31 protein-coding genes are annotated in these 23,582 nt (G+C 56.5%); 19 read left to right on the top strand and 12 right to left on the bottom strand.

Annotated features, from left to right (window positions below; translation table 11 throughout):
- The first annotated feature begins 163 nt into the window (after positions 1 to 163).
- The gene (locus tag BM216_RS22900; RefSeq protein ID WP_093001538.1) at positions 164 to 913 is read left to right on the top strand and encodes a glycosyltransferase family 32 protein; all 750 of its coding nucleotides are present in this window, start codon (positions 164 to 166) and stop codon (positions 911 to 913) included.
- 1,111 nt (positions 914 to 2,024) lie between these two features.
- Here BM216_RS22900 and BM216_RS34110 read toward each other — a convergent pair.
- Both BM216_RS34110 and BM216_RS22885 read right to left on the bottom strand, forming a co-directional pair.
- Positions 2,025 to 2,231: a hypothetical protein gene (locus BM216_RS34110; protein WP_177230878.1), complete on the bottom strand. Its 207-nt coding sequence runs from the start codon at positions 2,229 to 2,231 to the stop codon at positions 2,025 to 2,027.
- A gap of 675 nt (positions 2,232 to 2,906) precedes the next feature.
- Positions 2,907 to 3,680 carry a S1/P1 nuclease gene (locus BM216_RS22885; protein WP_177230877.1) on the bottom strand — a complete coding sequence of 258 codons (774 nt, stop codon included), beginning with the start codon at positions 3,678 to 3,680 and terminating at the stop codon, positions 2,907 to 2,909.
- A gap of 135 nt (positions 3,681 to 3,815) precedes the next feature.
- On the opposite strand from BM216_RS22885, the gene BM216_RS22880 reads away from it, so the two are divergent.
- Both BM216_RS22880 and BM216_RS22875 read left to right on the top strand, forming a co-directional pair.
- On the top strand, positions 3,816 to 4,787 hold the full coding sequence (locus BM216_RS22880) for a glycosyltransferase family 2 protein (RefSeq protein ID WP_143102835.1): 972 nt from the start codon (positions 3,816 to 3,818) through the stop codon (positions 4,785 to 4,787).
- A gap of 8 nt (positions 4,788 to 4,795) precedes the next feature.
- Entirely contained in the window at positions 4,796 to 6,274 is a 1,479-nt protein-coding gene (locus tag BM216_RS22875; protein WP_143102834.1) for a stealth conserved region 3 domain-containing protein, read from the top strand.
- Here BM216_RS22875 and BM216_RS22870 read toward each other — a convergent pair.
- The 5 genes from BM216_RS22870 to BM216_RS22840 all read right to left on the bottom strand — a co-directional run bounded on the left by BM216_RS22870 (position 6,242) and on the right by BM216_RS22840 (position 9,947).
- On the bottom strand, positions 6,242 to 7,279 hold the full coding sequence (locus tag BM216_RS22870; RefSeq protein WP_143102833.1) for a glycosyltransferase: 1,038 nt from the start codon (positions 7,277 to 7,279) through the stop codon (positions 6,242 to 6,244). The genes BM216_RS22875 and BM216_RS22870 overlap by 33 nt on opposite strands.
- Positions 7,280 to 8,038: 759 nt before the next feature.
- Positions 8,039 to 8,323, bottom strand: coding sequence for an H-NS family nucleoid-associated regulatory protein (locus tag BM216_RS22860; protein ID WP_093001530.1), 285 nt, complete (start codon positions 8,321 to 8,323; stop codon positions 8,039 to 8,041).
- Positions 8,324 to 8,463: 140 nt separating this feature from the next.
- Positions 8,464 to 9,120 carry an SOS response-associated peptidase gene (locus tag BM216_RS22855; RefSeq protein ID WP_093001529.1) on the bottom strand — a complete coding sequence of 219 codons (657 nt, stop codon included), beginning with the start codon at positions 9,118 to 9,120 and terminating at the stop codon, positions 8,464 to 8,466.
- A 242-nt stretch (positions 9,121 to 9,362) separates the two neighbouring features.
- Positions 9,363 to 9,671 carry a hypothetical protein gene (locus BM216_RS22845; protein WP_143102832.1) on the bottom strand — a complete coding sequence of 103 codons (309 nt, stop codon included), beginning with the start codon at positions 9,669 to 9,671 and terminating at the stop codon, positions 9,363 to 9,365.
- Positions 9,672 to 9,713: 42 nt separating this feature from the next.
- On the bottom strand, positions 9,714 to 9,947 hold the full coding sequence (locus BM216_RS22840) for a hypothetical protein (protein WP_093001526.1): 234 nt from the start codon (positions 9,945 to 9,947) through the stop codon (positions 9,714 to 9,716).
- A 398-nt stretch (positions 9,948 to 10,345) separates the two neighbouring features.
- Between BM216_RS22840 and BM216_RS22835 the strand changes: the two genes are divergently transcribed.
- The 11 genes from BM216_RS22835 to BM216_RS22790 all read left to right on the top strand — a co-directional run bounded on the left by BM216_RS22835 (position 10,346) and on the right by BM216_RS22790 (position 15,760).
- Complete coding sequence (locus BM216_RS22835) at positions 10,346 to 10,999, top strand: S1C family serine protease (RefSeq protein WP_093001525.1); 654 nt, start codon at positions 10,346 to 10,348, stop codon at positions 10,997 to 10,999.
- 52 nt (positions 11,000 to 11,051) lie between these two features.
- A complete protein-coding gene (locus BM216_RS22830) occupies positions 11,052 to 11,357 on the top strand; it encodes a hypothetical protein (protein WP_093001524.1) in 306 nt (101 codons plus the stop codon).
- Entirely contained in the window at positions 11,354 to 12,616 is a 1,263-nt protein-coding gene (locus tag BM216_RS22825; RefSeq protein ID WP_093001523.1) for a COG3415 family protein, read from the top strand. The genes BM216_RS22830 and BM216_RS22825 overlap by 4 nt, the downstream gene beginning before the upstream one ends.
- On the top strand, positions 12,613 to 12,777 hold the full coding sequence (locus BM216_RS34105) for a hypothetical protein (protein WP_177230876.1): 165 nt from the start codon (positions 12,613 to 12,615) through the stop codon (positions 12,775 to 12,777). Before BM216_RS22825 ends, BM216_RS34105 begins: the two co-directional genes overlap by 4 nt.
- A 57-nt stretch (positions 12,778 to 12,834) precedes the next feature.
- On the top strand, positions 12,835 to 13,302 hold the full coding sequence (locus BM216_RS22820; RefSeq protein ID WP_244530275.1) for a nucleoside triphosphate pyrophosphohydrolase family protein: 468 nt from the start codon (positions 12,835 to 12,837) through the stop codon (positions 13,300 to 13,302).
- On the top strand, positions 13,302 to 13,706 hold the full coding sequence (locus BM216_RS22815) for a hypothetical protein (protein ID WP_093001522.1): 405 nt from the start codon (positions 13,302 to 13,304) through the stop codon (positions 13,704 to 13,706). Before BM216_RS22820 ends, BM216_RS22815 begins: the two co-directional genes overlap by 1 nt.
- On the top strand, positions 13,703 to 13,927 hold the full coding sequence (locus tag BM216_RS22810; protein WP_093001521.1) for a hypothetical protein: 225 nt from the start codon (positions 13,703 to 13,705) through the stop codon (positions 13,925 to 13,927). The genes BM216_RS22815 and BM216_RS22810 overlap by 4 nt, the downstream gene beginning before the upstream one ends.
- On the top strand, positions 13,924 to 14,499 hold the full coding sequence (locus tag BM216_RS22805) for a DUF1937 family protein (protein ID WP_093001520.1): 576 nt from the start codon (positions 13,924 to 13,926) through the stop codon (positions 14,497 to 14,499). Before BM216_RS22810 ends, BM216_RS22805 begins: the two co-directional genes overlap by 4 nt.
- 139 nt (positions 14,500 to 14,638) lie before the next feature.
- On the top strand, positions 14,639 to 14,905 hold the full coding sequence (locus BM216_RS22800; protein WP_093001519.1) for a hypothetical protein: 267 nt from the start codon (positions 14,639 to 14,641) through the stop codon (positions 14,903 to 14,905).
- Between the two features lie 8 nt (positions 14,906 to 14,913).
- Positions 14,914 to 15,135, top strand: a complete 222-nt coding sequence (locus tag BM216_RS22795) for a hypothetical protein (protein WP_093001518.1) — start codon at positions 14,914 to 14,916, stop codon at positions 15,133 to 15,135.
- Complete coding sequence (locus BM216_RS22790; protein WP_210217061.1) at positions 15,125 to 15,760, top strand: deoxynucleotide monophosphate kinase family protein; 636 nt, start codon at positions 15,125 to 15,127, stop codon at positions 15,758 to 15,760. The genes BM216_RS22795 and BM216_RS22790 overlap by 11 nt, the downstream gene beginning before the upstream one ends.
- Positions 15,761 to 15,762: 2 nt before the next feature.
- Here the strand turns inward: BM216_RS22790 and BM216_RS22785 are convergent, their stop codons facing one another.
- Positions 15,763 to 15,963 carry a hypothetical protein gene (locus tag BM216_RS22785; RefSeq protein ID WP_093001517.1) on the bottom strand — a complete coding sequence of 67 codons (201 nt, stop codon included), beginning with the start codon at positions 15,961 to 15,963 and terminating at the stop codon, positions 15,763 to 15,765.
- 806 nt (positions 15,964 to 16,769) lie between these two features.
- Here BM216_RS22785 and BM216_RS22780 point away from each other — a divergent pair.
- Positions 16,770 to 17,417, top strand: coding sequence for a histidine phosphotransferase ChpT (locus BM216_RS22780; protein WP_093001516.1), 648 nt, complete (start codon positions 16,770 to 16,772; stop codon positions 17,415 to 17,417).
- A gap of 91 nt (positions 17,418 to 17,508) precedes the next feature.
- The gene (locus tag BM216_RS22775) at positions 17,509 to 17,871 is read left to right on the top strand and encodes a response regulator (protein WP_093001515.1); all 363 of its coding nucleotides are present in this window, start codon (positions 17,509 to 17,511) and stop codon (positions 17,869 to 17,871) included.
- A 160-nt stretch (positions 17,872 to 18,031) separates the two neighbouring features.
- On the opposite strand, the gene ctrA is transcribed toward BM216_RS22775, so the two are convergent.
- Entirely contained in the window at positions 18,032 to 18,733 is a 702-nt protein-coding gene (gene ctrA / locus BM216_RS22770; protein WP_046794530.1) for a response regulator transcription factor CtrA, read from the bottom strand.
- A 421-nt stretch (positions 18,734 to 19,154) separates the two neighbouring features.
- Here ctrA and BM216_RS22765 point away from each other — a divergent pair, with 421 nt between their 5' ends.
- A complete protein-coding gene (locus BM216_RS22765; RefSeq protein WP_093001514.1) occupies positions 19,155 to 19,505 on the top strand; it encodes a flagellar export protein FliJ in 351 nt (116 codons plus the stop codon).
- 110 nt (positions 19,506 to 19,615) lie between these two features.
- Here BM216_RS22765 and BM216_RS22760 read toward each other — a convergent pair whose 3' ends face one another.
- The gene (locus tag BM216_RS22760) at positions 19,616 to 19,897 is read right to left on the bottom strand and encodes a GNAT family N-acetyltransferase (RefSeq protein ID WP_093001513.1); all 282 of its coding nucleotides are present in this window, start codon (positions 19,895 to 19,897) and stop codon (positions 19,616 to 19,618) included.
- Between the two features lie 98 nt (positions 19,898 to 19,995).
- Between BM216_RS22760 and BM216_RS22755 the strand changes: the two genes are divergently transcribed.
- Positions 19,996 to 20,466, top strand: coding sequence for a paraquat-inducible protein A (locus BM216_RS22755; protein ID WP_244530274.1), 471 nt, complete (start codon positions 19,996 to 19,998; stop codon positions 20,464 to 20,466).
- A 60-nt stretch (positions 20,467 to 20,526) separates the two neighbouring features.
- Here BM216_RS22755 and BM216_RS22750 read toward each other — a convergent pair whose 3' ends face one another.
- Both BM216_RS22750 and BM216_RS22745 read right to left on the bottom strand, forming a co-directional pair.
- The gene (locus tag BM216_RS22750) at positions 20,527 to 20,802 is read right to left on the bottom strand and encodes a CtrA inhibitor SciP (protein WP_018327815.1); all 276 of its coding nucleotides are present in this window, start codon (positions 20,800 to 20,802) and stop codon (positions 20,527 to 20,529) included.
- A gap of 243 nt (positions 20,803 to 21,045) precedes the next feature.
- Complete coding sequence (locus BM216_RS22745) at positions 21,046 to 22,077, bottom strand: DUF2793 domain-containing protein (protein WP_093001512.1); 1,032 nt, start codon at positions 22,075 to 22,077, stop codon at positions 21,046 to 21,048.
- A 247-nt stretch (positions 22,078 to 22,324) separates the two neighbouring features.
- Between BM216_RS22745 and BM216_RS22740 the strand changes: the two genes are divergently transcribed.
- Positions 22,325 to 23,575 (top strand): sarcosine oxidase subunit beta family protein, encoded by a 1,251-nt coding sequence (locus BM216_RS22740; RefSeq protein ID WP_093001511.1) that lies wholly within the window; start codon positions 22,325 to 22,327, stop codon positions 23,573 to 23,575.
- Positions 23,576 to 23,582 lie beyond the last annotated feature (7 nt).

Genomic DNA, 23,582 nt, shown 5'->3' with positions numbered 1-23,582 from the left:
TTCGTTGCGAGAGGGAATATCGCGCAAGCGCTGACCCTGCTCCCTAGCGTCGGGCGCTGCCTCGGCACGACTTCCCGTGAAAACAACCTTACCGATGAAGTCTCCAATTGACACGGCCACCGATTATTGGTTGCGTTAGATTAGTATTGCTGAGGCTATATTAATGATACCTAAGATTATTCATCATACTGCGGCCACGCTTACGCTAGAGGAAAAGGTTGTTATCAAGAGGGCCAGAAACGTCCTGAACGATTACGACTTTCTCTTCTGGGGGGACGAGGAAAACGAAGCTCTTGTCGCTGAAATCATGCCTCACAGGGTTGAAGCCTATCGTTCAATTGGCCGGGGCGTGATTAAGGCCGACATCGCCAGATGCCTCTACCTGTATAAGGCGGGCGGGATTTACGTCGACACGGACTACAAGTTTTTCAAAAAACCGAACCCGGCGTTCCACCGGTCAACGATTGTTCTTGGCGTGGAAGAGCAGCACAATGATTGGATTGGGATGCGGAAGGTTGGCAATGCCTTCATGGCATCTCAGCCTAAGTTGCCGTTCTGGCTTGAGTTCGTCGAGGGTGCCTTCGAGCGAATGGAAGGCGGTGAAAAGCAGGTCCTTTTGCTAGCGGGGCCGCACGCGCTATCCCTCTTCATCGCGAGCTCTGAGAAGTGGAGGGACTTTGTAACCCTTCTCCCCGCGTCTTCGATCTACCCCGAATTTTCTCGTTTCAAGCTGTCAGGCAAACGATCAGCGGACACCCTAGGTGTTCACCTTTGCTGGGGTTCTTGGAGAAACAAGAGCCTTTTGAATATGATCGCATCTCGTTCACGCAGGTTGATGAGCGCGTTCGTGGCGTATGTTCTCGCAGCACTGGTCACTACCGACTTGCTCGCCATTCTGACCATAGTGGCGTAGCCTTAGCCCCCACCGCCCTAACATCGAATGCCGGGGCGGTCTAAACTAAGGGCCCGGGGCGCTCGATCCCTTCGGTGTCGTGCCGACAGGCGGATTTCCTGCATCATCGCAAACGATGCGAAGCATCAGCATCATCAAGCCGCGCTCGACGGTACTTGAGAGCAGAGTATCTGGTTCTTCGAGTGCGACAGCGATGGTGCGTTCCACGAGCGCAATTTGGTCCACCTCGGAACTGGCGAGGTGCTTAGCCCATCTCAGCAGTGTCTCGCGGAGAGCGGAATCGCTTGTTATCGTAGTAGATTTGAGGGGGTACACGTAACCACCTCCCGTCTTTATGCAGGCGGGGGCATCTAGCACCCTCAGCCGCCGGCGCCTGCAACCTAATCGCCAACGATGAGCATAAAGTAAGCAAATGGTATGATTAAGATAGCCCGTTTTTCAGTCAGTACGGTAACAGACGGAATGGTAGCTGCTCGCTGATCAAGAGTGCGAGAGCGGAATTATTTTCCTGGTCGCAAGACCGAGAGGTGTAAGACGACCGCGTAGCGGTTTGCTGTTCATGTCGAAATCAATGAGACCGCAATCCCGAGCTTCGATCATCGTTTTCATACCCACACCGGCTGGAGGTTCTTTGAAGGATCTAGAGCTTAGGTGGCGTAGCAAAAGCAACAGACGGACATTCATATTTCCAGCAACCGCGAGTGCGGGTCGAAGTTCCTGTACAGTACCCCAGTTTTTCCATTAATTCGTGTGAACGGGCAGAACCGCCAACTAAGCGCCCCTGTTTCAATGCGGGGTTTTCGGCCGACAAAAAGAAGCCCGCTCGAAGCGGGCTAATTGGGGAGTTTCCATCCTGAATGGCGTCACCGCCAGCGCCGTGGGATACGTCTTAGGGACGGAAACTGGGGCGCGGCAGCGACAGCTCCTCAACTAGGCCACTATCCAAAAGTTCCAAGTAGGCGGTCATACCGTTTTCCACGCCGGACGGCCGCCAGGACTTTCGCCCCGCTCTGTCGTTTCGCGATAACTACGTGCAGAGCTGAGGCTATGGTGCCAGCAATTTGATCCATGTCTACCTAGCAAATTTCAGGTATGGCGCACGCTTGACCGCCTAGAACAAATAGTGAACAAATGCAGCATGAGTAGAAGAAAAGGCGAACTCACCGCTAGTGAGATTGATCGAGGTTGGCCCCACCAGATTGCACTGAGGGAGACCTTGTCGCGGGGCGAGCTCGGTTTCGAGCAGGCTGAGTTTTGCAAGAAGAACCGCCTTCTCAGGTGCGATCGAGGCCATACCGTTTTCTACGAAGACGAGCATTACAATATCCACTGCTTCGCCACCAAACCTGCTGCGCAGGCCTTCCTAGATAGGTACGGCGGGGAATGGTTCGATCCTCGCGAACGTGGGAAGGGCGTGAATTGGAACAGGTGGTATAAGGGTAGCGGCGATAAACGACCTTAGCAGAATCAGGAGATCCGGCATGCGACAAGGCGCAAGCCGGATCACTGTGCCGCGCTAGGGCTCGCAAGTATTTCCCTAGAAACTTCGCTATCGTCACCAGACATCACCAGCTGAATTGCTGGAGTTGGAACCTGTAGCGTGGAGGTTTTGAGAGGACCTGTCAGCTAGAACCAACAGCGCTGCCTGGCACATAGCGAGAGGTAAGGTCGTAGCCTCCGATGGCTCATAGTGCTCGACCTGTACAATAGCAGTTTTCCCCTTGCGGATTGCGGCACCAGCGTACTCTGGGCAAATATATTGTAAAAGCCTAAAGGAATGCTGCAGCTCTTTAGTGAACGCAGGCACCTTGCCGGGCTGAGCCGTTTCAGGATTAAGCCAAACTGTCTTGCTGTCTCCGCTACGCGAAACCCTGTTAGAGTTCTCTTTCCAGCCAAGGTGCTGCGCTATCTGAAAGTCGACATGACGACTTGGCCCATTGCATTCGCGCAAGATCTGGATAATTTCTGCTAGCGACTTCACGATCTTAAACTCTTACTTTTGCTTTGCCACGTTGGCGTTCAAAAGATTTGCCAAACGTCGACCCGCCTTCTGTAGTTGGCTTACGACAATACCACTGAACTTTTTGCAGTAGGTTTCTTCCAAGACGACAGGCTGATTTGTGTTCTTGTTGAAGTTCGGGAATATGAAGTCTCGGGCGATGGATCGGGACTCCTCCGCCCACGAAACAACATTGACGTCATTTCGATCGAAGGGTGGCGCTGTTTCAAGCAATGTTCGGACGTTGTTGATTTGACACTGGATAAGGCCTCGATCCCATACCCCGTGCAAGGTCATCTCTTTCCCTTCGAAAATAACATTTTGTTGTCCCGTGTCGATACTCGCATGCAACGGCTGGTGTAGATCGCCAATGAAATGGGTTAGATATTTGAGCGCTGCTACCCGAGCGGCGACCGTTTTCTCTCCATCCTTGAGAGCCGCAAGATCAGCGTTGATTGCTTCGAGGATGCAGTTCTTGTTCCGACAGTCCCGCTCTTGGACGTAGTGTTCGTTGGTCAACGGGAGCCGTATGGCATGAGACGGTTGCCTCGGCCGATCAAGGTCACGCATCTCATCCGCCCATGTCGCAATATCAGCCAACCTGGTCTTGCCTTCGGAACGCAACAACTCGTCGACCCGATCTCTGACGTCGGGACTCAGATAGCTTTCCGCAACCTCAGCGACAACCTGATGGCCTTGGTAATTCCATGCTCGGGCTTCAACCCCACCAAGGGTCGCAACTACCGCTACCAGTGCGGAACCAAGCACAGGTCGTTGCCTAATCAAAATTGTTCTACCTCTCCGACTTGCGCTGCATTTGTCGATGTTACATAAACGTCATAAAAGTGTCACAAAGACGCCGCTGGTACAACCACTCTCGTCTGAACATCGAAGAGATTGAACGTGTTACACAAATTCAGGCGTTATCCACCGCAGACCCTAAGGGACATTCCATTGATAGGGCCTGCGGTCTCGCGATGGTACGAACGGCTGGATTTCAAAGGAAAGCTCTCTGACCTTATTGCGGATCCGCAGATCGCCTACGAGGCGTTGTGGCCATATCGTATGATTCGTCGCCGCTTCGGTCGTAACTTCGAGCCATGCGTTTCAGTCATCATCGCGACCCGAAATAACGAGACGACGATCAAGGCCTCGATCAACTCGATGCTGCGCCAAACGATGCCGCCGCTTGAAGTCCTCGTTATCGACGACGCGAGCGATGACCGTTCCATAGAAGTCATACGCGCTATGGCTGAAAGAGATCCTCGGATCAAGATAGTCGAGAATCACGCTCAACTTGGCACAGGACTGTCCCGTAATATCGGACTTTCGATGGCTAGAGGGCAGTACATCGCATTCCAGGACGGAGACGATGTGAGCGTGAATAGCCGCCTAGAGATGCAATTCCGTGCTTTGCAACGGTTTCCTAACAAGAAGCTTGCGACTTGTAACTACGTTCGAACGAACGATGCTGGGCGTACGATTCGTCTCAACGACCGCCGTACGATGAAGTGTATCATTTCTATGATGTTTCCGAGGGCGGAGGTTCTTGAGAAGGTAGGGTATTTCCGACATGAGAGCGTAAGCGAAGATGCCGACTACTACGAGCGCATTAGGGCTGCGTTCGGAAGAGATTGTGAAGTGGTCGTATTTCGGACACTTTACAGAGCCTTATTCCGGCCGAGTTCATCTTTCTTTCAAACGGTGAGTATTACCCGTTATGATGGTACAACGCTGCTTTTCGAGCGACGCTCCGACGCACTCGATCATTGGGAAGCGATGACTGCCGAACACAAGCAGATGATCATCGGCGCCAAGTCTACTTATGTGCAGTTTCGACCCTCAGTTGGTCAGAGTACTGCAACTACGAAATAGGACCATTTGTGCTCAAAAAATCTTTGGATCGTTACGCGGTCAAATTGCGCGACGTCTTGAACGCTCGCTACCCTGTTACTCATATGATCCTTCCGTCCCGGCAAGCTATGGCATGGGAAGGCGTCTTCGAGAAATTGTTCAAAGGACGGCAGATCTCTGGGCCAGGTGACGTGTTGGAGGCCGTAAACCTTAACATTACGGCCCCTGCATCCGGGGACGCTCGGGACATCGACCTCGCCGCCGCCTCTTTTCCATTCATCTTTGAAGCACTGCTGAAGCTCGCTGATTCCGCAGGGCAGAAAGTCTATATTTATCTAGCTGATCAGAAAGAGTGGAAGGATCTAACGCGAGGTAGGTTCAAATCGTTCGTCCAGAAGCCGACAACCTCTGGGCGAGTTGAGTTGGCCATCGTAGACTCCAGCGGCACTTTGATCGACCGCTATTCGGTCGCGTTGTGGAAGCAGTCAGCAAATTTCTTTCACACTCAAGGCGATCGAGCACCAGTGAAAAGGTTGAGGCGGTCGCGAGAAAGCCTTTCTCAGCGCTCCAAAGCGGCTATAATTCCAGCTTCGCCTATTGACGTTGTCTACACGTGGGTAAATTCGTCAGACCAGAAATGGCGAGAACTGTATGAAATCCACGCGCATCATCCTGCCGCGGATAAGGATCGGTTCGACCAGACCGATGAGCTCAGGTATTCCCTGCGGTCGATCGATTCGTATGCACACTGGGTATCAACAATTTACATCCTATCTAACTGCGAGCCGCCGGAATGGTTTGTTCCAAGTGAACGCGTGAAGTGGGTCATGCACGAAGATGTGATTCCCGCTCAGTACCTGCCAACTTTCAACTCTCATGCAATCGAGACATTTCTTCACAAGATTCCGGGTCTGTCAGAGAATTTCTTGTACTTCAACGATGATTTTTTCCTTGCGGACTTTGTGCAGAGATCTGATTTCTTCACGAAATACGGGCGATCGATCAGCCGATTAGAGCCATACGGCGCAGTTCCTTATCTTGAGGAGTTATGCGCCGCAGGCGAGGCTGAGGAGTGGCAATACGCTGCAGTCAACGGTGCCAACCTTATCGCATCTAGTTTTTTGATTAGGCCAACGCAAGTCCACCGACATGCACCTTACGCGTTTAAAAAGTCCGTATTTGACGAGATTGAAACAGCTTGGCCTGAGCAATTGCACCGCACACGAGCGGCCAAGTTTAGAACCGCTGATGATCTCTCCGTTGCATCGTTTTTATATCATCACTTCGCTCTGAACAAAGGATCCGCAGTAGAAGCAAACGATGAGTCTATGATAGTTCGTCACACGAACTATCGAGCGTTCCAGTCGAGAGCAATGTACAAAAAGCTGAAATTTTTCTGCGTAAACGACGGCGGTGGCAGCGCCGGTCATGTCGGGTTTCGAAAATTTAAACAACAATTCCTACAGAGCCGTTACTCATTCCGATCCAGAGCTGAGCGTCCCACGTGAGCTGACAACGCGTTTGGCGATCTTATAGCGGGTCGCCAAACGTTCGGCAAATTTGGGCGCTTCGCTCATCCGTTCGATCCAGTTGTCCGCCAGCTGTCGGTGATCATGCCAGATCCTATGAACCCAGTCTTCCTGTCTTACGCCCTTCCAAGGTTTCGGGTGTAGGTTGAAGTGCAGGATCGAAGAATACGGCAGAAGTCGCTCAATCGAGTTGGTATAGCCACTGGCCCTTAACGGAAGCTCGGGCATATTGTACCATATTGGAAGACAGGTAAAAAGCTCAGGGTCCAGCTCAGCAACCCAAGTGCGGACGACTTCTTGCTCCAGCCGGAATGATTTCTCAGTCGCTAAACGAACCAAGCTTGTCACACTATCGGCGCCAATCAATCTCTTTGGAATGCTCATCACACCGGAATTGATTGACCTATTTGAGCGGTAGTTACGTGATGCAATTAGCTTTGTCGTCTCTACAATTCTACTGCGTTCTGCGTCATCGTGTGCCTCGCCACGCGAGCTCTTAGGGATCCCTAGCGCTGATTTGCCAATGGTAGGAGATGCCGAAAACCGCTGCTCAGGCGCGTAGATGTCACGGAAGTTGAAGAACCGGTTGAGACACAGCATGTCGGTGTCGAAGTAGAGATGATAATCATATCCGTAATTGTCGAATACTAGAAACTTCAAGAACCAGTAAACGCCATATTTTGGATGTCTGAATTCGTCAGGAACAGACGAAAGGTCGATCGACCTAAGCAGCTTCAGTTGCGAGTCTTCGATCTTGATGATTTTGTCGCATATACGGTTCAAGAAGGGGTCAGCAACTAGCGTTGCGTCATCAGTGAGAACCACCAAATCTTCCTGCCTGTTTTCGATCGCATCACGAAGAGAGTGCATCATCACCTTGAATGGAAGCAGGTACGAGCGATCCATAAGGAAGATCACGGCTCCCTTATGTGCGGAGACCTCTGAGAGTTCGGTTCTTTGCATTCCATTCAGTCCATTCTGCATTTCATATTACCTGTTAGTGGAAGCTGCTAAAGCATCTAGCTGGCGAAGCCTAGCGAGTAAGGCCTGCATGCACACAGCTATCGTGGGAGTGCTGGCCATTGTGGCTTTGCGGCCTCCGAAGCTTGCTGACGCCGCGCCGGGCTCCCAACCAAACCCGCCGTCTGCGTCGGGAGACATTCGGTCCAATAGCTCCATCGCCACATCTAGGTTCCAAGTAAAGCGCGGAACCTTATCGAGCTGGCGCTCCTCATTATACCATAAGTGTCTGACAAGGGTCTGTCCGGTTTCCTTGTCTTCGTATTGTTCGGGCTGAGATGTCCAGCCCAGGATTGCTGCAATCTCTGCATCGAGTGAGCGATCAGGGCCAGTTGCCCGAGAGAGGTTTATGATAGTGGTTTTGATGGCTGATGTTTCTAAACTCATGGGCAATTCCGTTCAAACCGCAGCGACCAAACTTGCTAGCTTTTAGATAGCGTATGGGGAAGGAAAGCTCGAAATGCAATGGAGGTGAGTGTTGTAAAAACAACGAACGAATAATCACAGGGTGCTACTTCAGCATATCCGCGATCTCGGCAGCTGCCAGCCGCGCCTCAGCGTCCCAAGGAAGCTACGGCAGAGTCCGGGCTGATGCTCGGCGCAATACTGGATGATTGCCAGGCTTTCTTCCAATCTGGCGAAACCCATGTCTCGCAAACGTTTTACTCGTATTAATCGCATCCGATAGCCGAGATCTGAGGAAGCCAGCAAAAGCGGCGGCGTCTATATTATGAGCTCGGCCAAATTCCCGCCCTTTTCCTCGAATTCTCTAAGCCAAGCTGGCTTGGGACCCCGGCCTTTCCAGGTTTTGCCGTTGGGTCCAATATAGGTTTTGTGACTGGTTTTCGCTCGTGGCTCGCTTTTAGTGCCGATTTCCTCGAGTTCTCTTAATTCCTTCAGGAGAGCGGCTCGTTTGACGGCGACCTGATCAGCTATATGCTTGTCCAGATCCAGTTTTACCTCCTTGAGCTCATCGAGCGATAGGGACGCGAAATTGAATGAATGCATGGGATCACCTCAGATCTGGTAAAGTTTCGTGTCATCTAACTGTCACAAAGCGATGAGGCAATCAAATCAATCGTAGATATTGTCGGAGCTCGACGGGCCACGTCACACGCCATTGAGGCGCGCGGTTCGGCTCTCATCACTCATAAAAGACTGCCCTGCTGCTCCTCGACGGGCAGGAGGATGAGCTCGTTGTCGGGCAGCGGCCGTTGCAGACTGCTCGCTTCCTCCCAAGGCGCCTTCATCCATACCTCTAATTCTTCCTCGGTCGTTAGAATGACTGGCATTGCTTTCGGATGGATCGGCTTCACCACGGCATTTGGGTCGCACGTGAGGAAGCCGAATAACTGGTGCTCACCCCCGCGCGGCGTCTTCATCGACCCGCGCGTGCCATTCCACCCCGTCCAGATGCCAGCGAAGAAGGCAAGCGGGCGATCCTCATTGATCGCGAACCAGCGCTTGGTCTTCTTTGGCTTGGTGTCCTCGTATTCGCAGAATGTAGTCCACGGCACGATGCACCGGTTCTGTGGGCCGAGCCAGCGGCGCCAGTGCGGCGAGGCGATATTGCGGATATTTGTCACTCCCGTGTCAGGCTTGCCCTGAAGGATGCTCGGCGGCGTCGGCATGCCCCAGGTCAGGCGCGTCATTTCGCGCCCGTCATCGGTGTTGCGCACCACGGGCGCTGGCCTGTCGGGGAAAATATCGAGTGTCGGCTCAAGATTGCCGAGGTTGTCGCGGAGCGCCTTCGTCAGCGCGCGCAGGGCTTCCTGGTTGGTCGTAACGTTGTAGAGATTACACACAAAGGCCTCATCAGTTCTCGACGACGGTGAGCTTCACTTCATTAGACCGGGAAAACTCGCTTCACATTGGCCAGTTCCGTGTCTCTCGCATCCGATCGACAGCACGCGGCTTAACTGAACAAACTTCATCTTCGCCCCGAACTTCTTTACGAGCGCTTTGCGATCGAGGGTTGCGTGCTTGTTGCATCGAGCGCAAGATATCTCGATGGCCTCGCCTCGGAATTCGCGGAGCGTGACCGGTGTCATCGCGCTGTCGCCTCTTCGGACGCTAGGTGCGCCGTCCAACCTACAGCGGGTAGGGGCTTGCCAGCAGCAGCCAGCCTTTTCTTAAAGGCCTGTTCTGCCCTCCTTTTAGCGGCTTCGCGGCTCGATGCCGTTACGGTGATACGGCGGCGACCGATCATAAAAACGAATTTGCGCTTATTAGCGTCTACACCGTAGCGGAAGCCAGCGTTGAACAATTTTCGGGCTGCAACTTTATCCAGTGCTGCCTGCTCGTTGGGCGCGAGGCAGGACCACCAGTTGTCGAAGGCGATTTGATTTTTTCTCATGTCCGATCGTAGCTCGGCCGCCATCCTCTAATCGTGTCAGGCTCACGCCGCGATGTCGGTTGTCTCGCCGTGCTGCGATATCAGGCGTGGCGATGCCATGTCGCCGGTCTCTTCGTCGACCATGACCGAGTAAGCCGCGACGCCAATGACGCGCGGTGCCATAGCGGCAGCAATCTTCTCGGCGGAGACCGCATTCGAGGCCTGCCTCATCTCGCCCGGCACGATCTGGCCTCGGTTCTTCTTGAATTGGAGGACGATGAACTTCTCGCTGGCCATAGGTGCACCTCTTCATTTAGTTCTCTTTTTGTTCTAATTTGGCGCAGGAGTCAAGATGCGACTGTGATGCTCAGCTCGGGAAGGGGCGTCACGAGGGCAATTGAGCTCGACGGAGGTTGAACTCGGGCGCGTGTGGGGACGGGGACATTGCCCTCGTGACTATCATAGAATGCGCGTGTGAGGATAACGTTCCAGTAAAAACGGCCGGAGCAACTACGTGCACACTCCGGCCGTGCTCGTCCCCACGAGAACAAGCCTCTGTTTTACCAATTGCTCACGAACAGTTCAACCCGGCGCGCCCTCTGCCTAACCGCGGAGGGCGCTTTTTTGTTTTTGACACTGCCTAATGTAACCACCAGCGTCCGGTCACCATCACCACAACAGAGGAGACCGTCGCTATGAATCTCAGACGCATCGCATACGCAGCCCTCGCAGTCGCACTCTCAAGCGCCGCATATTTCGGCGCACCGACGGTCGCCGCATCCGTCGAAACTTACATGGCCGCGCCAGCCACCGAGACGGCGACGGTCAAAGTCATCCTTAAGAACGGCCACGGCTCTGGCGTCCACATCGGCAATGGATTTGTCGTTACTGCTGCGCACGTCGCCGGAGATGCTGCGACCGTGGAGCTGAAAACGAAGGACGGCAAGACGCGCCCGGCCGATGTCCTCTGGATCAACAAGACCTACGATATCGCACTGCTGCGCACGTCGCCGGAGATGCTGCCGGCGGTCAGCCTGGATTGCCGCACCGCTGCGAAAGGCGAGGCCATCACGTCGATCGGCAATCCGCTTGCCGTCGAGTTCGTCACTGCAACAGGCAAAATAGCGGGCGAGCCTCGGTCGATTGGACCCTGGAAGTCCGTGTTCGTCACGGACATCACGACTGTCATGGGCCAGAGTGGCGGCGGCACGTTCGACGCCAACGGGAATGTAATCGGAATTACCGTCGGCGTCATGAGTGTCCCGCTTGGCTTCTCTTCCTCGCTCATCGGGTTCGGTTTCGTCGTGCCGTCGCACGAGGTGTGCGCGCTACTGGGGCGGACTGCTTAACTACCGGGCCGCGCGAATGCGGCCACCAATCACCATCACCATAGGAGACTTAATGACCAGCATGATTGAGCGGGCGGCGCGAGCTATCGCGACCGAGGACGGCAAAAATCCCGACGAACTATCGCACAACAGCTTCCAATGGTGGAGGCACTACGTGCCGCACGCCCGCGCCGCCCTCGAAGCGATGCGGGAGCCATCTACCGCCCTGCACGAAGCTGCCAACGAGATTTCCGTCTACTTCGACGACTTCTCCTGTGGCGACGGCAACATCACGCTCGGTGTCGACGGGTATCCCGACAAGTTCAATCGCGTCTGGTCTGGCCTCATCGACGCCGCCCTCAAGGAGGCCACCACTTGAGCCATCCCATCCCACCCGAGAACATCGAACAGGCCGGCAGACTTTACGCCGAGCACAACAGCATCCGTGCCGTCGCCAAGCTTATGGGGGTCGGCTACGGGACGGCCCACAAGTACATCCATCGTGCAGCCGAGCGCGGCCAGCTCGGTACGGATCCGGTCCTGCCGGGCTTCGCTATCAAGTCGATCGCCAGCAAGCAGGGCGACGCCTGGATTAAGCAGACGAAGGCACCGGGCGAGGTTTTCGAGCTACCGCAAGGCCAGTTCATCAAAGGCGTCTCGGCCCTCGTTGACGGGCAGGGCAGGGAAGTCGCGAAGTGGATCAAGACTGCGACGGATTCGGCCGCTCAGCTTTCCGCCATGCACGCGGCGGTCGAGGCGTTCAAAGAGGAGATACCTCGCGCCGAGCCGGTGGCGGCACCCATCTACTTTGAGGAAGATCTGCTCTGCCAGTACACCATTACCGACGCTCACCTAGGCGCACTTGCCTGGAACGAAGAGACCGGGGCAGGAGACTACGACCTGTCGATCGGTGAAAAGCTCGTCATGGATTGGTTTGCGTCTGCCATCTCAGTAGCGCCGCCTGCTCGCCGCGCCGTGTTCGCGCAGCTCGGAGATTTTTTACATTACGACTCATTCAAGAGTGTCACGCCGGAGCACGGTCACCTACTCGACGGCGATACGCGCTATCCCAAGATGGTCCGCGCCGCAATCCGGATTGTCCGGCGCGTCATCGGCATGCTGCTTTTGAAGCACGAGCAGGTCGACATAATCATGGCGGATGCGAACCACGACCCCTCAAGCGAGGTCTGGCTGCGAGAGATGCTGTCGGCGTTCTATGAGGACGAGCCTCGCATCAGCGTTGACACCAGCCCGGGCACCTACTCGATGATCGAGCATGGCGCAGTCACGCTCTTCTACCACCACGGACATCGCCGTGGCACTGGCAACGTCGATTCGGTCTTCGTCGGCAAATTCCGCGAGGCGTACGGCCGAACGCGCTTCAGCTACGCCCACGTTGGTCATCGGCATTCCGACGAATTGAAGACCACCAACCTTATGAAGGTGGAGCAACACGAGACGCTCGCCGCGCCTGACGCATACGCAGCGAATGGCGGATGGCTCTCAGGTCGATCCGCCAAGGTCATCTTCTACCACAAGCAGGCTGGCGAAGTCGGCCGGAGCGTGATGACGCCGGAGATGGTTGCAGGGCGCTATGCGGCGGCCAACGACAATGCGCCCGTGAAGGAAGCGGCATGAAGACCGTCGAGCTCAGCGATTGGGAGATGGAAACACTCGCCTGGATGGTGAGTAGGAAGTTCGACCGGAACGCGCAAGAAGTTGCCGACGGGAAGATGAAGGCGCGAGACGCTCACTTGACCGAGTTCGAGGCGCTCCTCGAAAAACTCACCACAATCTAACCACCAAGCCGTCGGCCTCACCATCCGGCGGCAACTACCACCACAGAGGAGACTTGAATGATACCTGACGCTAAGACGGACAGAGAATACCAAGCCTATGAACGTGACCGCCTGACAAAGGCAGCCAACGACAACACCCAATCCGCAGCACCCGCCTACACCCACGCCGCCGCTATCAACATCTTTGCGGCCGACTGCCACGCCCGCAGCCGCAAGGCAGGCTGGTACACAGACCTTGCCACCGGCAAAGCGCTGGATCGCAACGTGCCGGAGATGCTGATGCTCATCGTCTCCGAGGTCAGCGAGGCGATGGAAGGCTTTCGCAAGAAGATGGACGACGACAAGCTGCCGCATCGGAAGATGATGGAGGTCGAGCTTGCCGACGCCATGATCCGCATCGGCGACCTGGCAACGTTCATGGGCTACGACCTGGGCGGGGCGATCATCGAGAAGATGGCCTACAACGACAACCGCGAAGACCACAAGATCGAGAACCGGCTCAAGGCTGGCGGGAAGGCGTTTTGATGAGCAAGCCAGCAACCATCAATGACGTGCAGAAGCGCGTCGACGCAATGCCGGCCGCTATGTCGGCGAAGGGCCTGCGCAATCCTGTGGCGAAATTCAACATCGTCGCCAATGAAGAACTGCAAGCCTATCTCAGCTGGGACGACAAGAAGACTTCCTATGGCTCAAAATACGAGTGGATAAAAGGCAAAACCCCGGCCGATGTCCTGCGCAAGATGGAAGCATTCATCGCGAAGTTGCCTTCGCCGGAAGAGACCCGGATGAAGGAATTCATGGGCGCTCTTTCTGACGTGATCGAACTCGGCCGGCAGAATGGTATCGAGGTGGATTTTGTCAGTCCGCTCGTAGAGACCATGAAGCGGCTGTCGTCTAACATCATCACGGATCAGCGGGAGGCCGCATGAGCAAGGCTGCAAAGCATAAAGGCCTGCTAGAGGCGCACAAACTGCTGCACGCATATCATGAGGAGATCGCATCGGAGCATGAGCGCTTGCCCGCCTCCTTCTTCGGTCGACCCACCAAGCGGCACCACGAGTTGCTCGGCGCCAGCCGCGCTCTCGTCGAGCTAGGCCGCCGCATGGTGATCCTCGGCGCTGAGATCATCGCCGAGAAGGAGGCCGCATGATGCCCGGTTATACCGTTTCCGCAGATCTGGTAACAACCACATTCGGCCCGCTCGACAAGTACGTTGCCGCGAATGACAACGTGCCGGCCAGCATCCGTGGGCTTACAGGCAGCGGCAAGCCCTACCTGTATAGCGCCAAGGAACTGGCGGCACGTGACAGGGAGACCGAGCCGCTGCACACGCTGGACGATCTGGCGAAGCTGCAAGGCTTCATCTATCTCGGCTCTCCATATGCCAAGTACGACGCAGGAATGGATGAGGCGGCGCGTGTCGTCACAGAGTGCGCCGGCAAGCTCATGGCGCGAGGCATGCGGATCTACTGCCCGATTGCCCACGGCCATGCCGTAACCCGCTATCAGGAGCTGCCGCGCACGTGGGACTTCTGGAAGGATCAGGACCAGCCTCTGATCGACGCTGCGTCCTCGCTCATCGTTCTAGAGATGCGAGGTTGGTGGGATTCGGTCGGCCTCAAGTACGAGTTCGAAAGCTTTCTGAATGCTGGCAAGCCGATCGTCTACGTCGAGCCGCCCGAACTTGGCGTCGAGGAGCCGAAGCTGGGGAGGGCGTCGTGAGCAATTTCACTCAGTGGGAATGGGTTCTATTCCTCTTTGGCTTCGACAAGACCGTGCGAAAGATGCAGCTAAGGCGCGCCCAAAAGGTACAGGAGACATGGTTCGCCAAGTGCGAAGAGAATAAGGGCGGGTGGATATCATGACCAACATCAAACCCGGCGACGACATCGTATGCGTGGATGATGGCATCTACGCCGAGCAGTACCTCGGCATCACAGCGGGCACGATCTACAAGGCCCGATGGGTCGGCCAGGTCACCAGCTACCTCAACGGCGACTACATCGGCGTGAGGCTGGAAGGCATTAACCGCGGCGTCTGCCCTGAGTTCGGCGATGAGGATCCGCCATTCAACGTCCGCCGGTTCCGGCCGGTGGTGAAGCCCGGCACGCCCGCGAGAAAACTATAGGAGGCACTATGAGCAAGATCTTGCTGGCTATGGCGAAGGCTGAGGCCGAGTTCGACCGACGGCCTTGGCTGTCGATGCCTAGAGGTGAGCGGCGTCGTTACCTGGAGCGGATGCGTATGGCGCTTGCCGCAGCCGTAGAGGTTTCGGACCCGGCGACCACCTTTCAAAATTTGGCCGTAGAAAACTTCTGCGACGAAGAGATTATTGAGGAGGCGCTCAATGCTGATTGATATTCATTCCGACGATCCCGGCTGCATCACGGCCGTTCCGACCGAGCTGCACGCGCTCGGCGCCGCAATCGGCAAGTACGAACCTGCCAACGACAATCTCCCGCCGGTCGTCGCCTTCACTGGCCAGGCTGGCAGCGGCAAGTCCACGGCCACGCGCTACCTCGTCGAGCAGCACGGCTACACGCTCGTGAAGTTCGCCGGGCCGCTTAAGGATATGATGCGGCTAATTGGCCTGACTGAGGAGGAAATTGAAGGATCTCTCAAGGAGAAGGCCTGCACTCTGTTGCAAGGGAAGACGCCAAGGCATGCGATGCAGACGCTCGGTACGGAGTGGGGCCGGAACTGCATCGGTGACGGCTTCTGGATTAATCTATGGCGGGAGCGCGCTGTAGACATCCTGGCACAGGCTGGCCGCGTCGTTGTCGACGACTGCCGCTTCCCGAACGAGGCGCAGGCAATCCGACGGCTCGGCGGCGACATCTACAAGCTGGTAGGACGCGGCGGCATTCCAGGGCATCACGAATCAGAGCGTGGGTGCGGCGATGAGGATCTTGTCATCGCGAACGACAATGCACCGGAGGCATTGTTCGGGAAGGTCGATGAGGCGTTGAGGCGGTATGGATAGGGCTAAGAGCGTAGGCGATCGAGGTGCTCAGTAGCTTCTGCAATCTTTCGTTTCGCGTCCGCCAATGTCACATCGGTGACATCTTTCAGGCCGGTTCCGTCATCGTGGGACCACTTGTCGCCCTTCTCTTCGATGCCTTTTGCGACAGCGGTGTTGAGTTCGATTTCTCGCTCGAGAAATTCGATCAAAGGCCTCATGCTCATTTCATCCTCCTTAGCCCGTCAGCCTCACCGCTGGCGGGCTTTTTTCGTTCAGGCCAGCAACCCGACAGGCATCACCATGTCACGCCCGTGAGCCGTCAGCCAGACCTGATACAGTTCGCGCCCTCCCGGCGTTCGGACCCTCGACAGGACGATAGCGCTCAAGTCTCCACAGCTGACCGCCGCACCGATTCGGAATTTCCATGAAGCTCTATATACCCGCCCTCTTCGAGTTGGCGGTTCCTTGTATGCGACTGCCATTAGCATGTGTTCAAGCCTGCCATTAGCGTCTCGGCGTTCGGCACCGAAGCCGGGAGTTGAACACCAGCCTCTCGACCGGCCAATGCGCCTTTAGGCCGGAGCCCTGGACATTGCCATGCGTTTCCGCATTCGGCGCGCTGTGACGCACGACGCATTGCTCCCGGCCAAGCGATGGCCAAGGCGATGCGCCAGCCGCTAAGCTGCGCAGATGTTCGGCACGCACCTTGTGCGAGCCTAGAGAGGTCAGGGTGTTCAAGCCCATCGTGCGTTATAAAGATGATGGGGCGGGACGCAATATATGAATTAGCAATGATGAAAAATATGCCTTTAGTTGTAACGCTATAGCTCTGATGGGTGAACTAAAAGGCAACGGTTTTCGTAACGCGCTAATACAGGAAAATAACGCGGCTCAATGTTTTCAAACACTTGGTATTAACAATCGGTTTACCAAATATGGTGTCATTATGGCCGCCACACGCACACCATCCCCGCACAATCTTGCGATGAGATAGAGCGGTGGTGGTCAATCGATGCATCAGGAGTATGGCATGCCGAAAAATCCCAATCTCACCCTCAGCGGTCCGGATCTGGCGGCACTCCTGTGCAGCCGTGTCTGTCACGACGTCATTTCGCCGGTCGGCGCAATTAACAACGGCCTGGAGCTTCTTGACGAGGGGGCGGCCGACAGCGACGCGCTCGACCTGATCCGCACCTCGGCGCTGAATGCCTCAGTTCGTCTCAAGTTCGCACGCCTCGCTTTCGGCGCTTCGGGCTCGGTCGGCGCGTCGATCGATACCGGCGAGGCGGAAAAGGCGGCCAAGGATTTCGCTGCCGCCGAGAAAAAGACCGAGGTCGTCTGGAGTGGTCCGCGAGCGATCATCCCGAAAAACCGCGTCAAGCTTCTGCTCAACCTCTTCCTCGTCGCCTATGCCGGCATCCCGCGTGGCGGTTCCGTCGAAGTAACGCTGGAAAATCCGGAAACCGATGCCCGCTTCAGCATCGTTGTGAAGGGCCGGATGATGCGCGTACCGGCGAAATTCGTGGAAATTTCGACCGGCGTTCTCGAAGAGGCTGTCGATGCCCATTCGATCCAGCACTACTATACTGTGCTCCTGGCCGACGAATGCGAGATGGAATTGAAGCATATCGTCGACGAAGACAAGATTACCTTCATCGCCGAGACCGTGACTGCCTGACAAACCTTGCCACGAGCGCGTAACGATTCGTTAGCTGCGATCCGCTATACCTTGGCGCTCGCCCATGCGGGGTAGTTGAGGGGAGCGGATCATGCAGCGTCTGATGATCGCGGATAGTTCTGACATTGTGCGTAAGGTCGGCAAGCGTATCCTTTCGGAACTCGGCTTTCTCGTCGTGGAAGCTGAAGCGTCGCAGGATGCGCTGAGAAACTGCCAGGCGGAACTGCCGAATTTCCTCATCGTCGACGCCGGCCTCGAAGGGGCGCTGGATCTGATCGCAGGCGTGCGCGAGCTTCCCGAAGGCAAGAATGTCCGCATCTTTTATTGCGTCATCGAGGCCGACCTGAAGCGGATGATGGCGGGCAAACGCGCCGGAGCCGATGAATTCCTGCTCAAGCCTTTCGACCGGAAGATCCTGACTTCGGTCTTCGGAGCCCATGTCGCGGCGGCCTGAGCCAGCCGCTCACCCATCTCGGATACTCGGAATGCAAGGCGGCCCCAGCGGGCCGCTTTTTTCATTCGCGATATCGGCCCAATCTCAAGTCAAAGTTTCAGGGCAAAGAAAAACCCGCCTGGCTGACCGGGCGGGTTTTCGCGGTAAGGGGAGGCAAGTCTTAGGCAGTTTCTGCGTATTCGGCGCCGTCCGGCTCGCGCAGCACATAGCCGCGGCCCCAGACCGTTTCGATGTAGTTCGCGCCGCCTGCGGCGTTCGCGAGCTTTTTGCGCAGCTTGCAGATGAAGACGTCGATGATCTTCAGTTCCGGCTCGTCCATGCCACCATAGAGGTGGTTGAGGAACATTTCCTTGGTGAGCGTCGTGCCCTTGCGGAGCGAAAGAAGCTCCAGCATCTGGTATTCCTTGCCCGTCAGGTGAACGCGCTGGCCGCCGACTTCGACAGTCTTGGCGTCGAGGTTCACGATCAGCTCACCGGTGATGATGATAGACTGAGCATGGCCCTTGGAGCGGCGAACGATGGCATGGATACGGGCGACTAGTTCGTCCTTGTGGAACGGCTTGGTCATGTAGTCGTCGGCGCCGAAGCCGAGACCACGTACCTTGTCCTCGATGCCGGCCATGCCGGAGAGAATCAGGATCGGTGTTTTGACCTTGGACAGCCGCAGGGTGCGGAGAACTTCATATCCCGACATGTCGGGGAGGTTCAGGTCCAGAAGAATGATGTCGTAATCATAGAGTTTGCCGAGATCGACGCCTTCTTCACCAAGATCAGTGGTGTAAACGTTAAAGCTTTCCGATTTCAGCATCAGTTCGATGCTCTGCGCTGTCGCGCTGTCATCTTCAATAAGTAGAACCCGCATTTCTATCCCCTTTGCCGCCGCGTAAGGTTAACTGTCGCCCCCTTACTCGTTACGGATCCAGACTGTGCCTGATTTGGAAGCTGCCACCAATTGGTTAACAAATTATGATCCATCCTGACAAGGTGCATCAATTCATTAAGCAAAATTAGTAGTAGCCTGTTTTCCTTTCAGGATTGGCCATCACCAGTTGAATCAACGGAAGAGGAAACTCCGCTAAGTGATTCATGCGACTCGCACATTGTCGCGGTCCGATTTGGACTTGGCATTTACCGACCCTTAAACGATCGTGATTATCATTAATGATGCCCGTAAACGAAAGGTTAACGCGGCGGCGAATTTATTAACGCCGCGGAAATTTTTCTGCCCCGGACTGTTACGATCGGGGCACTGGCCGGGGTATGGTATCCACGGAGTATTGCGTATGAAGTCGCGTGACAGCCTTGTTCGCCTGAAGGGGTTTCAGGTTAACGAAAAACGCCGCCAACTGCAGCAGCTGCAGATGATGATGGCGGAATTCGAAAGAATGGCGAAGGAACTGGAGCACCAGATAACCCTCGAAGAGAAGAAGTCGGGCATTACTGACCCGAATCACTTCGCCTATCCGACCTTTGCCAAGGCCGCACGCCAGCGTGCGGACAATCTTCAGGTCTCCATCCGCGAGCTGCGCGTTCAGCAGGACAGCGCGGAACTGGCGCTGGAAGAGGCGGAAGCCGAACTGGCCAAGGCCTCGGCGCTCGAAGAGCGTGATGGTGGTATGCGCGCCCGCGCCTAAAGGCCGGGCCGAAAAAAGCGGATATGAGGGCGGCCCAGCTTGGGACGGCGCCCTTTTTCCACTTGGCATGATCAAAGCCGCGCATATGTGCGGCCCGATTCGGCACGAATCTACTTCTTGACGATGTCCTGCCAGTCCGTGTGGCGGTCGAGCTGACTCTTGAAGAACGGGCAGAGCGGGATGACCTTCCAGCCGCCCTTTCGTGCCTCTTCAACCGCATGTTCGGCGAGTGCCTGACCGACCCCCTTGCCGCGCAGCGCATCGGGAACGCCGGTATGGTCGATGATGATCAGGTAAGGCGAGGCGCGCGAATAGCTCATTTCGGCAACGTGACCGTCGAGCTTGGCCAGATATTTGCCGCCCGATGAACTTTCCTGGTGGGTGATATCCATTCTGTCTCCTATCCTGTCTGCAGGATGCTATGAAAGCATGTCGGTGATGGCAACCTGCCGGTTGCATCGCACTGATCGTGCCATCTGATGGAGCCAGATTGATCCGGATCTTTTCGTTCGTCCTGCTCGCGGCTGCGGTGCTTTGCCTAGTGCTCGGCATTTCGCTGCCGATCATGCGCTTCGAGCAGCTCTATTTCTTCAGCGAAGAGCCATCGCTTCTACAGGTGATCGGCGGATTGTGGGAGGACGACAATCAGCTGTTGGCCGTTCTGGTTCTGGCACTTTCCGTGCTCTTTCCGGCCGTGAAACTCATGGTGCTTGGGATTGATGCCGCGCGTCAGGCCGGACGGCCGGGCTGGCTGCGGAGCTCCATTCCTCATCTGTCCAAGTGGTCGATGATGGACGTGATGCTGGTGGCGATCGTCATTTTCGCGGCAAAGACCAGCGGTCTTGCAAAGGCGGTGACGCTGCCGGGTTTCTGGTTTTATGCGGCTTCCGCCGCCATGGCTGCCATCTTTCCCTCTGTGGTCAAACTGGGAAAGATGAAAAGCCGGATGGAAAAGGGATAAAGCAAAGGGCGCCGCAACCCTGGGGCGCGGCACCCGAAATGCGAAATCTTCGTCGATGGCCTAGTGGCGGTACTGCTGGATGCGGGTCGTACGCAGGCCGGCAAGGCCATGATCGTTGATCGACGACTGCCAGGACAGGAATTCTTCGACGGTGAGCGTGTAACGCTCGCAAGCTTCTTCCAGGCTCAACAGGCCACCGCGAACTGCCGCGACAACCTCAGCCTTACGGCGGATAACCCAACGGCGCGTATTCGCCGGCGGAAGGTCCGCAATCGTAAGCGGGCTGCCATCGGGGCCGATGACATATTTAACCCGGGGACGTATCATTTCGGTCATTGGAACTCTCTACACAACACAAGACCACGTTGGTCAGCCTAGCCCCGCAGTTTTAACATTTGACTAAATGTGATCCTCAAATGTGGCCAATCGCGCAAAGGTCGCATTTTTTCGAATTCGCGTGCCTCAAGCCATTGAAAAACAAGGCACTAGTAGAGGCGCGCTCTGCTCAAAAACTGGATAATATGTCGGCCGCTGTGCAGGAATGAGACAACAGATGGACCATTTTGCGAGCCTTTTTCGCTAAATCATTGTCAGTGAAAGGATAGTTCCGTTTGCTCCGACGGCGAGCGTCGCCGAGCCCGAATGGCCGAAAGTCAGCGTATCGCCCTGCTGTAGCTGGGAGATGCCGGATGCCGAGAGCGTTGCGAGCGAACCTGCCGCTCCGTTGGTCGCCAGAAGGGGCTGACTACCATTGCGCGAAACCGTGACGCCGTAGGCGGATGTCGCCGCGGCTACGGACACCGTCAGTGCAATGAAATAAAGCCCGGTCGCGGGGACGACCAATGCATTTCCGCCTGCCGCTGCGGCCGCTCCGAGAGTGAAGCCGCCCTGATTGATCGCGAAGTCGGTCACACCGCTTTGCTGGCCGGCCGCGGGTGTGAAATTGCTGCCGCTGCGATGGACGCGCGCTGCCGGCTGGTTCGGGCGCGTCACCCGGCCTGCGCCGTCGATGGTGAGCCCGGTCTTCCAATCGGTCCCGTTGCTTGTCTTGATGGAGAAATCGTTGTTGCCGGCTAGGCCCATCTCGGCATGGCCTATCCAGCCGGATTGGAAGAGCAGCGTCGCTGTGTCCGCTTGGACGGCCTTGTTGACCTTGATCTGATGGCCGCCGCCGGCATGGCTGAAAAGACTGGCTGGAGAGGAGACCGCGATCCGGTTCGTTGCATCGGCGCTCGTCGAGATGCCAAGGGTCGCGACCTCCGCGTCGTCCGGCAATGACGTGGCGTGCCAGGCTTCGCCGTCGAAGACCTTCAGCGCGCTGCCAGTCTCGAACCATGCGTGCCAGCCCGGATTGGGGCTGGCGAATGCCCAATAGCCATCCTGCCAGATGGCGATGTCGCCCGTATAGCCGCTCCAGGTGCCGGCAGCATCCGCGCCGACGAGATAGCGGCTGCCGGGGGAGGGCTCTGACGGAGGCGACGCGCGCTCGTCGACGATCGAAAGCTGCACGATCGCATCAAGGCGAAGCAGGGCTTCGTTATGGGTCACATGCTTCTGCGCCTGGGACGGCATGAGGAAGGGCATGTCGAGATTTACGGTCCGGTCGTTCATCGCGTTCTCCAGCAATAGCGTTTGCCGAAGTGTAGACGCCGGTTGTCCGGGTGGGGATCAAGTCGAACTTAAGTCATTGATGCTGCTTGCCTCGCGCCGCGTTATGTCCCCGCATTGGGTGTCGCGCCGATGCCTCGCTGTGGACAAGCCTAGCGTCGTGTCGCGAACGGGCCTTTTGATGTCCTGATTGCGCTTGTCCTTTCTCCCGCATATGCGAAGGTGGGGCAAAGAAGAGACGGGAACGGGCATGCGATATTCGGCATATTCGATTTTCAAGCAGGCGCTTTCGGGCAACCGGCTGTGGAAGCCGGCTTGGCGCGAACCGGAGCCCATGCCGCATTACGACGTGATCATCGTCGGCGGTGGCGGGCACGGTCTTTCGACGGCCTATTACCTTGCCAAGGAATTCGGCATCACCAATGTGGCGGTGATCGAGAAGGGCTATATCGGCTCCGGCAATGTCGGCCGCAACACGACGATCATCCGTTCCAACTACATGCTGGAAGGCAACAATCCGTTCTACGAGCTGTCGTTGCAGCTGTGGGAAGGGCTGGAACAGGACTTCAACTACAATGCGATGGTCTCCCAGCGCGGCGTGCTGAACCTTTTCCATTCCGATGGTCAGCGCGATGCCTATGCGCGGCGCGGCAACGGCATGCGGATGCACGGCGTCGATGCCGAACTGCTCGACCGCGAGCAAGTACAACGGCTCGCGCCCTATCTCAACTTCGACCATGCGCGTTTCCCGATCCTGGGCGGGCTGATGCAGAAGCGCGGCGGCACGGTTCGCCATGATGCGGTCGCCTGGGGCTATGCCAGGGGCGCCGACATGCGCGGCGTCGACATCATCCAGCATTGCGAAGTCACCGGCATCCGTCGCGAAAACGGCGTCGTCACCGGCGTCGAGACGACGAAGGGCTTCATCGGCTGCAACAAGCTGGCACTTGCGGCCGCCGGTAACACGACGACGGTCGGCCGCATGGCGGACCTGCGATTGCCGATCGAGACCCATGTCCTGCAGGCCTTCGTTTCCGAAGGGCTGAAGCCGGTGATCGACCAGGTCATCACCTATGGCGCGGGGCACTTTTATATCTCTCAGTCGGACAAGGGCGGCTTGGTCTTCGGCGCGGATATCGACTACTATTCCTCCTATGCCCAGCGCGGCAATCTGGCGACCGTCGAGCATACGATGCAGGAGGGCGTCTCGCTCATTCCGGGGCTTTCGCGCGCAAAGGTGCTGCGCGCCTGGGGCGGGGTGATGGACATGTCGATGGACGGATCTCCCATCATCGACCGTACCTCGATCGACAATCTCTACCTCAATTGCGGCTGGTGCTACGGTGGGTTCAAGGCAACGCCGGCCTCCGGTTTCTGCTTCGCCCATCTGATCGCCAAGAACGAGACCCATCACGTGTCGCGCTTTATGCGGCTCGACCGTTTCGAGCGCGGCTACGTGCTCGACGAGACGGGCAAGGGCGCCCAACCGAACCTGCATTGAAGCCGAT

This window comes from Rhizobium sp. NFR07 (assembly GCF_900111905.1).
GTDB lineage: Bacteria > Pseudomonadota > Alphaproteobacteria > Rhizobiales > Rhizobiaceae > Neorhizobium.
Note: the sequence above shows the minus strand (reverse complement) of the source record. Positions and strands in the feature narration are given on the sequence as shown.

Coding starts and splice junctions, on each gene's coding strand:
- BM216_RS22900 (WP_093001538.1), top strand. CDS start 164: ATGATACCTAAGATTATTCATCATACTGCGGCCACGCTTACGCTAGAG.
- BM216_RS22750 (WP_018327815.1), bottom strand. CDS start 20,802: ATGACCGAAATGATACGTCCCCGGGTTAAATATGTCATCGGCCCCGAT.
- BM216_RS22820 (WP_244530275.1), top strand. CDS start 12,835: ATGATACCTGACGCTAAGACGGACAGAGAATACCAAGCCTATGAACGT.
- BM216_RS22775 (WP_093001515.1), top strand. CDS start 17,509: ATGCAGCGTCTGATGATCGCGGATAGTTCTGACATTGTGCGTAAGGTC.
- BM216_RS22835 (WP_093001525.1), top strand. CDS start 10,346: ATGAATCTCAGACGCATCGCATACGCAGCCCTCGCAGTCGCACTCTCA.
- BM216_RS34105 (WP_177230876.1), top strand. CDS start 12,613: ATGAAGACCGTCGAGCTCAGCGATTGGGAGATGGAAACACTCGCCTGG.
- BM216_RS22780 (WP_093001516.1), top strand. CDS start 16,770: ATGCCGAAAAATCCCAATCTCACCCTCAGCGGTCCGGATCTGGCGGCA.
- BM216_RS34110 (WP_177230878.1), bottom strand. CDS start 2,231: ATGCTCGTCTTCGTAGAAAACGGTATGGCCTCGATCGCACCTGAGAAG.
- BM216_RS22785 (WP_093001517.1), bottom strand. CDS start 15,963: ATGAGCATGAGGCCTTTGATCGAATTTCTCGAGCGAGAAATCGAACTC.
- BM216_RS22845 (WP_143102832.1), bottom strand. CDS start 9,671: ATGAGAAAAAATCAAATCGCCTTCGACAACTGGTGGTCCTGCCTCGCG.
- BM216_RS22765 (WP_093001514.1), top strand. CDS start 19,155: ATGAAGTCGCGTGACAGCCTTGTTCGCCTGAAGGGGTTTCAGGTTAAC.
- BM216_RS22810 (WP_093001521.1), top strand. CDS start 13,703: ATGAGCAAGGCTGCAAAGCATAAAGGCCTGCTAGAGGCGCACAAACTG.
- BM216_RS22790 (WP_210217061.1), top strand. CDS start 15,125: ATGCTGATTGATATTCATTCCGACGATCCCGGCTGCATCACGGCCGTT.
- BM216_RS22740 (WP_093001511.1), top strand. CDS start 22,325: ATGCGATATTCGGCATATTCGATTTTCAAGCAGGCGCTTTCGGGCAAC.
- BM216_RS22745 (WP_093001512.1), bottom strand. CDS start 22,077: ATGAACGACCGGACCGTAAATCTCGACATGCCCTTCCTCATGCCGTCC.
- BM216_RS22815 (WP_093001522.1), top strand. CDS start 13,302: ATGAGCAAGCCAGCAACCATCAATGACGTGCAGAAGCGCGTCGACGCA.
- BM216_RS22805 (WP_093001520.1), top strand. CDS start 13,924: ATGATGCCCGGTTATACCGTTTCCGCAGATCTGGTAACAACCACATTC.
- BM216_RS22830 (WP_093001524.1), top strand. CDS start 11,052: ATGACCAGCATGATTGAGCGGGCGGCGCGAGCTATCGCGACCGAGGAC.
- BM216_RS22860 (WP_093001530.1), bottom strand. CDS start 8,323: ATGCATTCATTCAATTTCGCGTCCCTATCGCTCGATGAGCTCAAGGAG.
- BM216_RS22870 (WP_143102833.1), bottom strand. CDS start 7,279: ATGCAGAATGGACTGAATGGAATGCAAAGAACCGAACTCTCAGAGGTC.
- BM216_RS22760 (WP_093001513.1), bottom strand. CDS start 19,897: ATGGATATCACCCACCAGGAAAGTTCATCGGGCGGCAAATATCTGGCC.
- BM216_RS22795 (WP_093001518.1), top strand. CDS start 14,914: ATGAGCAAGATCTTGCTGGCTATGGCGAAGGCTGAGGCCGAGTTCGAC.
- ctrA (WP_046794530.1), bottom strand. CDS start 18,733: ATGCGGGTTCTACTTATTGAAGATGACAGCGCGACAGCGCAGAGCATC.
- BM216_RS22840 (WP_093001526.1), bottom strand. CDS start 9,947: ATGGCCAGCGAGAAGTTCATCGTCCTCCAATTCAAGAAGAACCGAGGC.
- BM216_RS22800 (WP_093001519.1), top strand. CDS start 14,639: ATGACCAACATCAAACCCGGCGACGACATCGTATGCGTGGATGATGGC.